A 13135-nucleotide genomic window follows, 5' to 3' on the forward strand; every position below is an offset into this window, starting at 1 on the left:
AGGATAATCGCTCGGCGTCTCGTCTTCCTTGACTCGAGATTGCGCTTCAGACCGCCACGACTCCCCGGTGGCTGACCTTCCTTCTCCTGTCCCTTCTCTTTTGAAGAGGATAGCTGTGGAACTGGTTGGTTCGGATGCTTGGCCGTGTAATGCTGAATTAGGCCGGACTCGGATTTGAGGTCCTTTCCACAGAGTTCGCACTCTACCAGAATCTATCTGCCCCTCCAACGAGACATACGGTACCGCGAATCCCTAAGCAGGCGCGAGGAATTAACCGAGACTAGCACATCCGGCACTGATTGAGCAGCGGCTGCCAGAACAGGAGTAAAAATGCCTACCGAAGCAAGACCCATGTCTATGGCGTCCCACACAATGCCTATGACGACATTTTGCTTTATCGTGCCATACGTTCGCCGGCCGATCCTAATGGCCTGCGGAACCATTCGCCAATCATCGCGCATGAGGGCAACGTGGGCTGCTTCGATTGCAACGTCAGTGCCAGCCTTCCCCATGGCCATGCCCACATCCGCTTGGGCAAGAGCAGGTGCGTCATTGATTCCGTCACCGATCATGAGAACTCGATGACCTTCCAGTTGTAATTTCTTCACCTCAGCGATCTTGTCTTCCGGTTGCAGATTTGCTCTAAATTCCTTAATCTCTAGCCTTCTAGCTACCGCAGAAGCAATCCTTTCGTTATCCCCTGTAAGAAGAATAGTCCTCTTGACTCCGAGTTTCGCAAGCTCCCTGAAAGAGTCTGGAACTTCTTCTCTGAGTACATCTGCAACGGCAATTAGCGCAATTGGCTCCCGTTCCCTCAGCAAATAGAGAACCGTGCTACCTTCTGTTTCGAGTCTTTCAGCTTCCCGTACAACATCTTCAGGAATCTGAATACCTCTTTCATACGCGAGTTTGAGGTTACCGATCGAGTAGATTTCTCCCTTCACTACACTTACGACTCCTCTTCCGACGGCTGTTTCAAAATTATCGGGTTCGACGAGGTTTATTCCGCTCTCCATCGCTTTCCGAACAATCGCTGATGCTAGCGGGTGTTCCGAGTATCTTTCGATAGACGCTGAGAGGCCAAGAATCTCCCTTTCTGTTAGACTCCCTAATGGGATTATGCCGCTAACCTGAGGTAGCCCGCTCGTTAGTGTCCCCGTCTTGTCCACGACTACCGTGTCGATCTTAGCCAGATTCTCGAGGTAGAGACCGCCCTTAATCAGAAGACCATTCCTTGCTGATGCGCCCATGCTAGCTACTACGGAGAGGGGCGTAGCTAATCCAACTGCACATGGACACGCTGCTACCAGCACTGCGATTGCGAAAACTACGTTGCGACTTACTAGGAATGTGAGCGCGGAAAATGCTATTACTGCAGGCAGGTAATATTTAGTGTACCTATCCGCGAACTTTTGCGCTTTTGATTTTGAGGAGCTTGCATCCTCGACGAGCTGGACAATCTTTCCAAAGGTCGTATCTTTGCCGACTCTTTCCACCTCCATCTTTATCATTCCTGCCTGGTTGAGTGTTGCAGCGAAAACAAAATCGCCAACTTGCTTCTCGACAGGAATAGATTCACCGGTGATAGCGGCTTGGTCTACGACGTTATGCCCACTAATTACCCTCCCGTCTACCGGAACCTTTTGGCCGGGACGGACGATTACAATTTCGCCCACATCGATCTTGTCTATCGGAACAGAAAGTTCTTTTCCTTCTCGTACCACAACAGCTGTCTTCGGAGAGAGTTTGATGAGCTCCTTTACAGCTTTCCGAGATCGTTCGACCGTGAAATTCTCCATGTAGTGCGCGATTGTCATAAAGAAGACAATGAGGAGGGAAGAGGTGAATTGACCTATAGCAGCAGCTCCCAGTATCCCCACGGTCATCATGGTGTCTACGTTGATGGTCCTTTGCCAAAGACCGATAGCCGCTCTCTTGAAAATTGGGTAGCCCCCGATAGCGATTCCGAGTAAGAGGATCGGAACTGGTATGATCTGGAAGGCAGATTCGATGAAACCGAGCCGCTCTCCAAAGATTTCAACAAGTGCAATAACTGAGATTGCACTCAGAAACAATAAACGGATATTGTTGCCAAAGCTAGCTCGTGGCTTTACTGCCGCTTCTTCTAGAGCCGAAGTAGTAGGTGTCGCGTTGTATCCTAAGCGCCGGACGGCGTCAACAAGCTCGCTTGCTTGAATCTTTTTCGGATCGTAGGCAATTCTTGCTTTCTCGGCTTGCGTAAAGAGCTCGACTGCATGAACGCCCTGTTTCTTTTTGAGAGTCTTTTCCACATTCTGAGAGCATTCCAAGCAGCATAGTCCTTGAACTTGCAAGTCCAAAACTTCACTCGGTTGTTGTTGTTCTCCTCCTTGATGTTGCTGCTGGGCGGACAAGCTTGCTATCGTCACTCATCCATATTGCGTACCTTCAGAATCTGTCTAGCCCGAAGTAGCAACTCAGTCATTCCTTCTTCAAGACTGTAATACATCCATCTTCCTTCCTTTCTTGCCCTGATGATGTGAGCCCTCCTGAGCACGTTCATGTGGTGAGACGTCAGCGATTGTATCTGGTCAATTCCGGCCTGAACCTCGCAGGCACAGAGCTCCCCTTTCCTTGCCAGAAGGGTCACAATCTTCACGCGAACCGGGTCGCCAAGCGCTCTGAAGAATTGCGAAAGGACCGAAGCTTCGCCTTCCTTGGATGCTTCCGAGACAACCTGACGCAACTCCTCAACCCAAGCCGATGGAGGCATCCCCTCGCATGACGGCCTTCCCGGCATCGTCTTCTCGATTCTCGCCAGGAGGAGACTTTCGATCTCGTTTACCATTGGTTCAATATATCAAACTACATTGATATAAGGTTGCTTGAAACGGGTTCTGTCAAGTTGACGGGCCATGGCAAAGGTTGTAAAGCGTCGGGCTATGAGGGAAACGATTGAAGACACCGCCTTCGATAGAACGGAAGGGTAACACAATCACGCGCAAAAATCCAAGAGCGGTGAACGCATTCGACTTGGGGGCAAGGGCCTATTTCTACCAAAGGCTGGAAGAACTTAGCTTAACCAAATCGAAGGTCTACGCCTATCTTCACACTACCACGTCGCGAAGGTATCCAATGACGCGCGAGATCAAATTGAAGCAGCATAAGGAACAAGATGGCCGCTGTTCTCTTTGTGGCAGGCCTTTGAAGCTGAAGGAGGCGATACAGGACCATGACCACGCAACAAATCTGGTCAGGGGATTGCTCCATGCCGAACGCAATGGTGTCATAGTTCCCTTCGAGTTCAATGATTGGCGCATTGTTGACACCCCTAAACACGGCTCGCAGACTTGACAGAACCCTCTCCGGGCAGCTGGACAAGGTATCAGCGCACCGGATTAAGCACTCGATTGCACATTTATCGCCGTTTTCGGTGTTAGTTTGGCATGGTACTGATTTAGGAATTTTTGGCACGTGCAATCCGTGGTCACGAGTTCAAGTCCGGTGGGACTCAGTATCGTCTGATGTCAAATCCCGCGTCAAATGGCATTGGCATCTACGCTAGTGGAAAGCTGACCAATCGAGGTGTCACAAACTACGTTCGTGTATGAAAAGAGGTAGTGTCCCAGTTATATTAGTTGCACCTCCATCTGAGGACATCCTGCCACGTCAGCGGCCTGTTCGCCAGCCCCTGGGCCATCGCCGGTGTTCTACGCGTGTACGACCCGTCTGGGTTCTTCACCCTCAAGCTCCTGTGAGGCTTGATGAAGTTGAACCACGCCTGGAGCATCTCGATGTATGACGCGAGATACTCCCCGTCCTTCGAGAAGCAGATCGTCTTCCTGGCGAACCTCTTCCCGTAATTCCTCACTGACAGGTTCTGCCTCTCGACCGATGACGTGGCTATGCTCCTCGAGCCAGAGAGGATGAGCGATGCCCTGACGTCCACTGGGTCTCCGTGGACAATCATGGTCTCCACGCTCTTCAGGTTGCCGTGCTGGTCCCTCACCTTCACCACCTGGGCGTACTTCAGGTCAGGCCTTGGCGCGAACCTGCTCTTCGAATATGGCCTTCCCCTTCCGTCGTGAACGGGGAGGTACTCCACGCCGTACGCCTCCTCGACCGCATCCTTGATCGGGTCCCAGTTGTCCGAGACTATCAGCGGCAAAGGATGGGAGTGGTCGAGCCTGGAGTCCATGTCGTAGATTGTGGCGAGCCAGTCCTCCCTCTCCCTTCCTCCGGTGTGCTTGGAGACCCAGAGCTTCGTCTCCGGGTTCTGGACTACGGAGACGTACCTCTCGCCTTCGTCATCCGAACCCCCCTTTTGGATGCGATGTACGTCCAGAACTCGTCGCACTGGACCTGGCTCATCCTGAGGTTGCGGAGCATGAAGTCGTTGAACCTCTTCATGTGCTTCCCCGCGAGCTTCACTATCCTCTCGACGGTGTTCTTGTTCACTCCGACCGTATCCGCCGTCCCCCTGATGCTCCCGCACCTGACGAGAGAGGTGAGCACCTCTCTGAACTTCTCGTACGGAAGCCTGAGCCTGAAGAGAGGCGTCCCCCGGTTCTCCGAGAACGTCTTCATGCAGGTCTTGCATCTGAGGAGGGCCACGCTGTTCCTGCCGTAGCGCCTCTCCAGCCGTATGTTCCCCCTGCCCGCGACTCCGTGGTCCCTGCAGCTCGCGTTCGGGCACGAGTAGCCGGACCAGTCTGTCGCCTCTTCTTCTTGTTTGTCGGTCATGCCACCGATGCGGTGCAAGCACGTTCTTCTACCCGAATGACAAGATCACATGACGACTAATATAACTGGGACACTACCTGAAAAGAAAGGGCCAACGCAGACAATTAGATTAAGCTAGAATTAATATGACCTTTGATGATTTTTATGGCATGGGACCTAGAATTCTTCCTCCTCTTCTTCGGGCTCATCTGAGTCCCCTTCATAATCATCCTCATATTCGTCTTCTGACTCTTCACCGTCAGACGATTGGTGTCCGCGCAAGCGCGAAGAGTTGCCTAAGTCTTCGAGGCTCGGTCCTACTCTTCGCAAGGTTCCTTTGGACAGGGTCAAAGGAGAGTTTCCAGCAGGAGAACCGCCTTTTCTCGCAGACTGACGAGCCAAGCGCCAAACCCATCTAGAGACACAAGTGCTTAATTTCATCACCAGCCCCTTGTCCAAGATATGCTGACCGGGGACTCATCGGGCCGCTAGGATTGATGAGACGCCGAATAGGCGGCTCTGAGAAGCGAGCTCCTCGCCTCCTCTAACCTGGACGGATCCACCTCGCACGAGACCTTAAGTTCCACAATCGAACCGTCAAGCGAGGAGTAAAGCACTGCTGGAGGCGATTTGTAGACAGACTTGTCCCTTCCCGCAACAACCTTCATCGCCTCGATGGCCTTCTCGGCGTTACCATCAACTTTTAGAGTCAGTGTGAGGGCACCAGACTTGGCGCCCACCGTAGCGATCTGAACCGCTCCCGAGAAGATGCTGTTGTTTGGAATCCTCGCGACTCTCCCACTGTCCAGATGAACCTTCGTATGCAATGGTGTTATCTCCACCACGGTTCCCTCGCCACCGATGTAGTTGGTGTATATTTTGTCGCCGACGGAGTAGTGCAGGCGAGTCGAGAGCGAGGAATCGTCAGCCGACAATTTTGAGACAACCGCTGTGCCTTGAATTATCGCTGCGTTGGGAATCACCGTCTCGCTGCCAGAAGTGTTCAGTATTCTGGTGTAGAAGCTAGTTATCTCCAGGATTCTCCCAGTCACATTGTTGACTATCACGTTATCCCCCACCTTGAAGGGGTATGTGGTGAGTAGAACCGCACCAGCGATGATGTTCCCGAACAGTGTTGATACGATCAAGCCGATGACAATTGATAGAAATCCTCCACCGACGAGAAGGGTATTGGGAGGAACTTCGAGTGTGTTCAGGACCGCGAACAACACGAAGAGAGAGGTTATGATGATTATCAACATCTGGACGAGTGCCACAAAGTGCGCGTTAGCGTATTCGCTGAAGGTCTTCCTGAAATTGCTGAAGAGGTGAATTACGACAATCCCTACGCCGATGATGATTCCCACTTGCAAGGTCTTTGTGATGGCCATATCGAGGCCTAATTCAGCCGCGACGAATTGTCCCATAATGAAGAGGGCAACCCAAGTTACAGCAATGATGGTGATGATTGAAATAGTTAATCGCGAAAGCGGCCCTTTCAGGCTCACTGGTCCGTCACCTCTCCTCCGTCGATTACGATTCCCTGCCCGCTGATGTGGTTTGCCGCTCCCTGAAGAGACATACCGAGTTGTCCCTCTGGTTTTGGCTCGGGCCCAGATCCCGTGTATGACTGCGTGCGAAGGCTGAAGACTGAACTAGAAAAGTGATACACGATTTGGGGTGATTCCTTACCTGTAAAATTCCGTTATCACAAGAGCAATGGCCAAAACGACTCAGTTGGTTAAAACGCTCGCGAGTTTTGCCGTAGTCGAGAAGACGATACCCATCCGACCGAGGGAGAGGGGAACATCTTATACGTGTTCTGTCGCAAAAACCCGAAATTGCTGGAATCCTAGTAAATACAGCGGTTTGACGGATGCCAGAGCCCTAGTCTCTCTTTCTCGTAGATTATGTTTCGAGTCACACATGCCGTTCAAATCATGAGGGGCAGGGAAACGGCACTTTATGGCGTGTTGACTGAAGTGAGACATATCCCCTCAGAGACTGCCCCGCTAGATGCATCACGAGCAAGTATTGTCGCGTTTGATGAGTGGATCGAACTTCGCATACGGTATCATGTGGTGTTGTCCCTTTGAGCAGTCAACGCGAAAAACCCCTCTGCGTCAGGAAGTGTCTGAATTCGTCAGATTCGGTTATGAAGCTGTCCATTGCTTTCAGCAGAATGGCATAGAAGAACTCCATTGCTTCATGGCTTCTGTCACATTTAGGGCAGATGTTCTCCTCCCGCGCCCTAGGCAGGAACATCTTGAGTTGCGTCTTTTTCTCAAAGTCTTCGTACACGTTGCCAAGTACTTCTAACAGGATCGGCGTCAATTTTTCATTGGTCTTGTAGACCTCTCCTTCCAGCTTTAGAGCTGTGAGGAAGTCGGGATTGATTCCGTATTTGCCCCAGGTCGCTCTTTCACACACATACCTCTTTTTCCTCTCGTTTCTTCGCTTCTTCTCTCGTGGATAGACAAACACAAATTCAAGTCGGCGAAGCTCCTTGAGCGTAGAGTAGACAACGCTACTGGGGAGATTAAGCGCCTTGGATATTTCGTCCGCTGAAACTCCTCTCGCACCAGCCTTCCTTATGTTCTCCAAAATCGTCCAAGTACTTTCCTTGGACAATGCGTCCGCTTCTAGGAAGGACTGGACGGGGAAGTGCGTCAAGTAGATCTTGGCTTCAGCTTGCTCAGACATACTCAAATTTCTGAAATTACTAGAATTTGAGCTTTTTGGAACCAAAGATGTATAACACAGCGGCAGGCGAAGCAAAACCCACGATGAGCCAATCGAAACCACGCCAACGCAGAAAAAAAGATGCGCGACAGCAACCAAAGGCACCACTGCCCACGCAGCAGGAGCAGCCTCCCTCGCAGCAGGAGCGACCTCCGACACCGCCTTCCCCGGAGGTGGAAGCTGCTGCCAAACAAGAGCAGAAAACTTGAGGGCAGTGCCTGAGATGGTTAAGGCCGGGTAAAGCGGTACAGAACTGTAGACCTCGCATCGAGATGAGCCTTGCCATCTCTCTCGATTTTTCGGGGCGACAAGGGATGAATCGGCATTGCTTCGTTGTAAAGAAGTATGTGGACGGCTAGACGGAGTCGGATTCTTCAGAGCGCTACTCAGGGATGTGAAACCCATGATGTTCACAGGTTGGCGGAGGAAGGTCAAGGTGGCGAACGAGGTCTAGGAGCGTGCCTTCGACAAATGTTTTGAGAGGTTCTAGAAGGAACTCGGATCGAGGGACACGTTTCGCGGATGAGCGAAGAGATGATGCGCGTATTGAGCAAATACAACACCTAAGGAGCACGCGAATAGCCCAGCGGAAGCTATGTCAAAAGAGACGCCGGCACGTTTCTTTATTTAATAGATGGGTGGCGGTCGAACGCGAACTAAAAAAGTGATGGACTGGTGTCCGCTTGGCCCAAAAGGGTGAGAACCATCAGCATCAGATGGGTCTTCTATGCCCTGATGGTGCTCTTCGCGTTGGACACTCTAGGCCTCTTCCTGCCTCTGCCGGTGTTCGGCGCCCTGGGAGTGACCTCCAGCGTCGGGCTCGGCTCTGTCCTTCTGATAGGATTGCTCCTCTACATGTCGTACGAATCTGCAAAGGGCGCGGGGAAGGTAGAGAAGCATCTGGCCACCCAGACGGGTGGCCTTGACGCCAGCATCAAGAGCCTGAGGCGGACGGTCGATGAGTCAGCTTCTGAGACGAAGAGGAAGGTCGCATCACTCGAGGGGACCGTCGTCAAGACCGGCGAGGGCGTGGCCGGCCTCGATGGGCTGCTGTCGAAGATCGAGAAGGATATGTCGGACATGGTAGGGAGGGTCGAGGAACTCGGGGCGAAGGTCTCGACCATTCAGGGAGCAGTCGCAGGCAATGAGAAGACTCTGGTCAAGATAACCGAGGCACAATCAGAGGTCGGAGGAAAAGTGGGAGAGGTAGAGGGGAGGGTGTCAAAGATAGAGGGAGGGATGACGGGCCTCGAAGGGGCGCTCTCGAGAATCGAGGCGACGGAGTCGGAGATTCAGGGGAGGGTGGGGGGCGTGGGAGAGACAACTTCGAAGGTGGAGGAGGGTCTGAACGAGCTGCAGGAGGGAATCGCCGGGGTGGAGGAGAGGGCTTCGGAGATAGGCGGAAAGTTGAGAGGCCTTGAGAAGAGGTCGTCAGAGATAGAGAGAAGGGCAGCCCTCGCGGCGAAGACTCAGGGACGGATTCCGAAGATCGAGCGGAGCATGTCAAAGATAGAAGGGAGCCTCGCCAGGATTGCCAAGACGGAGGACAGGATTTCGAGGATTGAGAAGGGCGTGTCTAAGATTGAGGTAAGAGTTTCCAAGGCGGTAAGGCCGGGTGCTAGGAGCGCTTCAAAGGCCCGTAGGAGGAGGCCAAGGAGAGCCGAGAGGACCGAGGCTCTACCCGTCTCTGAGGCATCGAAGGCAGAAGCGGGAGGGCAGGAACCCAAATCTCAATGAAAAACGGTCCGGCAGCTGGGACTTGACCAGCTCTCGACCTTCGCCTTCAGTCTAGCATCAATGGGTGAACAGGATGTGTTTCCTAGGTTCAGACTGCGGGGCAGCCGGACCACGGCCGCTTTTGCAGGTTCGGACCGACGCCGTGAGCCAGGGAACCAGGTCGATTCGGGTCTTTCTGCTGACACAGAGACGCTCGTCGCCGGCTCCTTCTCCAGGACCAGTAGCACCAGCTTGTCCAGGCGGTAGTCGATGATAACGAAGTCTCCGTCGACCACTAGCGCCCCTGAAAGCGCCTCTGACGCGAACTTGCTCTCGACGGGCTGCTCGGCCTCCTGCCAGTGTTTGAGGAACGTGCTCGTCACCTCCGAGTGCTCGCCCAACGGGTGAGGAGGATCCTGCGCGCCGAGGAAACTAAGCCCTTCTAACTTCGACTGCATCTCCGGCGGAGACACCAGCGCTGTGCCTCAGCAGCCCGAATCAGCGATAGCTACTGGCCGACCGGCCGAACGGGAGGCCTCTGCTGTGGGGGGGTGATTTGAGCCGGCGTGGCATCAAGGCTGGCGAGCTTCTGCTCTAGGACGCTCTTCTTACCCTTCAGGCCACCCAGCTCCCCTTCCAGGGTTCTTGCCTGCCTCTCCAGCTCCTTCATGGCCACCTTTTGACTGAGCGACTCGACCTCCTTCACTACGGAGTCTCTCTCCCGCTTTAGGTTGGCCACCCTCTCCTCAAGCTGCGCCTTCAGGGCAGCGTAGTCTTGGACTGTCTGCATGGCCCAACCATGGCCGCTGAAGGCATTTCTGAGGAGAGACTGAAAAGGGTTGATTGAGCCGTGAAGTTCGATAGACTTGCGCGATGGAGCGGCAGGAGGCTCGGGCCTTCCCGTGCCTAGACGCGCTTGTGTGAAGCGTCCAAGAAGCCTCAATGGCCACGTGGGTCCAGGCGCACGCATTGCACGTCGAGGTCTCCCGAGTGGTGAAGGCTCCGCGGGAGAGGGTCTTCTCGGCGTACACCGACTTCAAAGCAATACCGCGGTGGTCTGGCCAAGTGACAGTTCTGAGGGTGGTCGGCAGGGAAGGGGACACGGTTCACGTGGAGAGAGGAAGCCCTTCTGGCGGAAGGCCGCGTGTTTCTGCCGCGAACCTTATGCTCTCGCCCTTCTCCCTGGCCCTGATGATGTATCATGTCTTGTTATCGTCAAGCTTCATGTTCTTCCTGTAACGCCTGACTACGCTCCTCCAAAACTCCCCGAACCTATTCTCCGGTACTAGCTTGCGAAACAGTTTCTGGAAAAGAGAAGGCTTTCCTCGCCGCGTGATATACTTATTTAGTTCGGCAAGAGTTACTTTATTGGTGAAAGCTTCTCTTGGTCAAAAAGGCTGGAAGGAAAGCAAGGCTCAAGGTAGAGGCACCTCAGGTCAGGAGGCTTAGAACAAGAGTCAAGAATCTCGAGTCCAAGCTCGCCGACTCCGCCCCCAAGGCCGAGTTGGCGGCTGTCAGGAGGGATCTGGAGGCAAGGGCTGCCGAACTTCAGGCCAAGCTCGCGCTGTCCGTGCCCAGAAGCGAGGTCGAAGCTCTTAGAGCCAAGATAAAGACGCTTGAATCGAACCTCGCCAAGTCGATGCCCAAGAGTGAAGCAGAGGAGACCAGTTCAAGGCTACAAGCCAAGATTAAGAATCTTGAGAAAGAACTGGAGGAGTCGATGCCCAAGGAGGATGCCGAAGTCAGAATCCGCGAGCTTCAGTCCACCATGGACAGCCTGAAAGGAGAGCTTGCTCGGTCAGTGCCAAGAGGCGATGTTGAGTCTCTAAGAGCCAGGGTGAGCGAGTTGGAATCAAAACTATCAAAGTCAGTACTGCAGACGGAGCTAGAACGCTCCGATAATAGGATAAAGGAACTTCAGACAGAGTCCAAGACCTTTCAGGCCAGAATCAGAGAGCTGGAGTCCAAGCTGGAGAAGTCAATTCCAAAGGTCGAGGCTGAAGCCAAGGTACAGGCGCTCGAAGCAAGACTCGCAGAATCCATTCCCAAGGCCAAGGCGGACGCGTTGAGAGCGACTGTTGAAGGCAAGGCTCACGAGCTGGAGGTCAAACTGGCAGAGTCCGTGCCCAGAGCTGAGCTAGACGCGGCCAGAGCACAGCTCGAGGCAAAGGTGAGAGAGCTCGAGAGCAAGCTCGCTGGGTCTGCGCCGAAGGGCGAGTTCGAAGCCCTAAGGGAGAAGCTCACGGAGAGCGAGCGCAAGCTGGCTGAAATTAGTGCTGAGCTTGCTACTGCAAGAGCCAGAGTCAAGGAATTGGAGCTAATGAAGGCCGAACCCGCAGCGGAGGAGCAGCCGGCCGAAGCCCCAGCCGCATAGGGGCCGCCTAGGTGTTCTTCTCCCGTGGGCTGACTAAGGTTGAACAAGGGTTCTGCAGCCCTCTCTTCATCCTCACCCCAGTGATCGCTTTCAGCAACGTCCTCGTCGTCCTTCTCATGTCGTAGAATCCCTTTTCCGGATAGCAGGAGATTGCTCCCGTCGACCAGCCGCGTTTCTCCGCTTGCCGCTTGGGTGGTATGAGAATGAAGTTCAGACACGACGGCACTCGCAGATCCCAGGCGGCCGCTTTCACTGCATGCAGGCGAGGTGACTCTGCTTGGTCCTCACAAGAAACCTACCGCAGTAGCACACTCGTGGCACATCTGAACCCATGCTGCGCCGATCAGGTATGCAAAAAGGCGACCAAGAAGCCTCACCACCCTCAAATGGCGTTTCACGATGTTTCAGCGTTTCACCATTACTCGTTTGAGGGCGGCCGACAGGGTCATTATGATGCACCGATTGTCGGCCGGCTCTTCGCCCGCTGAGGAGAAGGCTTCGGGGCCTGCCAAGGGGCCACTCGTCGGAATGGGTTCGCGCGTTCCACCCGAGTCGCAGGGCCAAGCCGGCAGGCCTCCTCCGAACCACATCTATGTCGGAACAAAGAGGCCGATGATGGATTACGCTATGATGGTGCTTATGCGACTGACAGAGTTTAGCGAGGTGGTGGTGAAGGCCAGGGGGATGGCGATCAGCAGAACTGTGGACGTGGCTGAGGTGGTCACGAAGAGGCTCGGTTCAGGTCAGTTCAAAATCCAGAGCATTCGCATAGGTACCGATACTGTCTTGGACGAGGCCGGGAATCCAAGGGACATCTCGACCATAGAGGTCATCATCAGCAAGGCGCAGTGAGCGACAAACAAGCGGCTTCCACTGACGAAGAGCCTTCTGGGGGAAGAAAGACAGGCAAAGCCGCCAAGAAAAAGCTATTGCCACGGTTTTTGGGATGGCCCCGCCAGCACATCCCGCTTGACGTACGAACTCGCTTGCTCGAAGTGCGGGCACACCATCTACTCGGGCTTCGAGCTGAGATACTCGGATGACATCCTGAAGTCGTCCAGATACCCTTGCAGGGTGCTCGGCGCCGTGCTTGACCCAAAGAAAATCAAGGTTGAAGTTAAGGCAAGAAGGGCTTGCGCAACCGCAATCGTCACTAGAACTGGCAGGATATTGACTAACTTGATTTGGAGCGTCTGTACCTCTGTATGATCGAGAGTTGATACACGAATACAGAAAGAAACAGCATTACGATGAATTGGCGAACATCAAATTGAACACCAAGAAACGAATCCAGGCTTCCCAAGGCGTACCATTCTATTACGCCTGCCATGACGATTGCAACCACGGAATCGAGTATGACTCGCCTTGGCGAACTGGGAGTCTGAGCAGTCGGCAGCTCGAGCACGCAATTTTCACTGCCACGCACGTGCTCCTTATGCGTTTCACACCATATCCCGTCGCAATGCAAGCATCTGAAATATTCATGACCGCTGCCAATCAGTCTGCCAACACATGCTTCGAACTCCCACTTGTGCTCTCTCATTCATTGTCAATTGTTTTCCTTCCAACCTCATAAGTGTTCTTCAGGCTTGTGTGCATTGA

Annotated in this window: 14 protein-coding genes; 5 read left to right on the forward strand and 9 right to left on the reverse strand. The window is 53.6% G+C overall.

What is annotated here, in order from left to right; all coding sequences use genetic code 11:
• Positions 1-212 precede the first annotated feature (212 nt).
• The 6 genes from LYZ69_05390 to LYZ69_05415 form a co-directional block, all read right to left on the reverse strand.
• A complete protein-coding gene (locus LYZ69_05390) occupies positions 213-2309 on the reverse strand; it encodes a cation-translocating P-type ATPase (protein ID MDV3277883.1) in 2097 nt (698 codons plus the stop codon).
• Positions 2310-2404: 95 nt separating this feature from the next.
• Positions 2405-2827 (reverse strand): metalloregulator ArsR/SmtB family transcription factor, encoded by a 423-nt coding sequence (locus LYZ69_05395; protein MDV3277884.1) that lies wholly within the window; start codon positions 2825-2827, stop codon positions 2405-2407.
• A 786-nt stretch (positions 2828-3613) separates the two neighbouring features.
• On the reverse strand, positions 3614-4336 hold the full coding sequence (locus LYZ69_05400; protein MDV3277885.1) for an IS1 family transposase: 723 nt from the start codon (positions 4334-4336) through the stop codon (positions 3614-3616).
• The gene (locus LYZ69_05405; GenBank protein MDV3277886.1) at positions 4261-4722 is read right to left on the reverse strand and encodes a hypothetical protein; all 462 of its coding nucleotides are present in this window, start codon (positions 4720-4722) and stop codon (positions 4261-4263) included. Before LYZ69_05405 ends, LYZ69_05400 begins: the two co-directional genes overlap by 76 nt.
• Before the next feature lie 467 nt (positions 4723-5189).
• The gene (locus LYZ69_05410) at positions 5190-6068 is read right to left on the reverse strand and encodes a mechanosensitive ion channel family protein (GenBank protein MDV3277887.1); all 879 of its coding nucleotides are present in this window, start codon (positions 6066-6068) and stop codon (positions 5190-5192) included.
• A 733-nt stretch (positions 6069-6801) separates the two neighbouring features.
• A complete protein-coding gene (locus tag LYZ69_05415; GenBank protein MDV3277888.1) occupies positions 6802-7404 on the reverse strand; it encodes a winged helix DNA-binding protein in 603 nt (200 codons plus the stop codon).
• Between the two features lie 735 nt (positions 7405-8139).
• Here LYZ69_05415 and LYZ69_05420 point away from each other — a divergent pair.
• Positions 8140-9180, forward strand: coding sequence for a hypothetical protein (locus tag LYZ69_05420; protein ID MDV3277889.1), 1041 nt, complete (start codon positions 8140-8142; stop codon positions 9178-9180).
• Here LYZ69_05420 and LYZ69_05425 read toward each other — a convergent pair.
• Positions 9174-9617, reverse strand: coding sequence for a hypothetical protein (locus LYZ69_05425; GenBank protein MDV3277890.1), 444 nt, complete (start codon positions 9615-9617; stop codon positions 9174-9176). The genes LYZ69_05420 and LYZ69_05425 overlap by 7 nt on opposite strands.
• A gap of 50 nt (positions 9618-9667) precedes the next feature.
• Complete coding sequence (locus tag LYZ69_05430) at positions 9668-9949, reverse strand: hypothetical protein (protein ID MDV3277891.1); 282 nt, start codon at positions 9947-9949, stop codon at positions 9668-9670.
• A 152-nt stretch (positions 9950-10101) separates the two neighbouring features.
• Here LYZ69_05430 and LYZ69_05435 point away from each other — a divergent pair, with 152 nt between their 5' ends.
• Positions 10102-10398 carry an SRPBCC family protein gene (locus LYZ69_05435; GenBank protein ID MDV3277892.1) on the forward strand — a complete coding sequence of 99 codons (297 nt, stop codon included), beginning with the start codon at positions 10102-10104 and terminating at the stop codon, positions 10396-10398.
• A 145-nt stretch (positions 10399-10543) separates the two neighbouring features.
• Positions 10544-11533: a hypothetical protein gene (locus tag LYZ69_05440; protein MDV3277893.1), complete on the forward strand. Its 990-nt coding sequence runs from the start codon at positions 10544-10546 to the stop codon at positions 11531-11533.
• Between the two features lie 7 nt (positions 11534-11540).
• Here LYZ69_05440 and LYZ69_05445 read toward each other — a convergent pair whose 3' ends face one another.
• Complete coding sequence (locus LYZ69_05445) at positions 11541-11759, reverse strand: hypothetical protein (protein ID MDV3277894.1); 219 nt, start codon at positions 11757-11759, stop codon at positions 11541-11543.
• A gap of 227 nt (positions 11760-11986) precedes the next feature.
• On the opposite strand from LYZ69_05445, the gene LYZ69_05450 reads away from it, so the two are divergent.
• The gene (locus LYZ69_05450; GenBank protein MDV3277895.1) at positions 11987-12385 is read left to right on the forward strand and encodes a DNA-binding protein; all 399 of its coding nucleotides are present in this window, start codon (positions 11987-11989) and stop codon (positions 12383-12385) included.
• A gap of 117 nt (positions 12386-12502) precedes the next feature.
• Positions 12503-12742: a hypothetical protein gene (locus LYZ69_05455; protein MDV3277896.1), complete on the forward strand. Its 240-nt coding sequence runs from the start codon at positions 12503-12505 to the stop codon at positions 12740-12742.
• Positions 12743-13135 lie beyond the last annotated feature (393 nt).

This window comes from Nitrososphaerales archaeon, from assembly GCA_032906765.1.
GTDB lineage: Archaea > Thermoproteota > Nitrososphaeria > Nitrososphaerales > Gagatemarchaeaceae > DASPPF01.

What these genes read in the sequence shown, in the direction of transcription:
- LYZ69_05415 (MDV3277888.1), bottom strand. Translation starts at nt 7,404, where the DNA reads ATGTCTGAGCAAGCTGAAGCCAAGATCTACTTGACGCACTTCCCCGTC.
- LYZ69_05435 (MDV3277892.1), top strand. Translation starts at nt 10,102, where the DNA reads ATGGCCACGTGGGTCCAGGCGCACGCATTGCACGTCGAGGTCTCCCGA.
- LYZ69_05395 (MDV3277884.1), bottom strand. Translation starts at nt 2,827, where the DNA reads ATGGTAAACGAGATCGAAAGTCTCCTCCTGGCGAGAATCGAGAAGACG.
- LYZ69_05425 (MDV3277890.1), bottom strand. Translation starts at nt 9,617, where the DNA reads ATGCAGTCGAAGTTAGAAGGGCTTAGTTTCCTCGGCGCGCAGGATCCT.
- LYZ69_05405 (MDV3277886.1), bottom strand. Translation starts at nt 4,722, where the DNA reads ATGACCGACAAACAAGAAGAAGAGGCGACAGACTGGTCCGGCTACTCG.
- LYZ69_05430 (MDV3277891.1), bottom strand. Translation starts at nt 9,949, where the DNA reads ATGCAGACAGTCCAAGACTACGCTGCCCTGAAGGCGCAGCTTGAGGAG.
- LYZ69_05450 (MDV3277895.1), top strand. Translation starts at nt 11,987, where the DNA reads ATGCACCGATTGTCGGCCGGCTCTTCGCCCGCTGAGGAGAAGGCTTCG.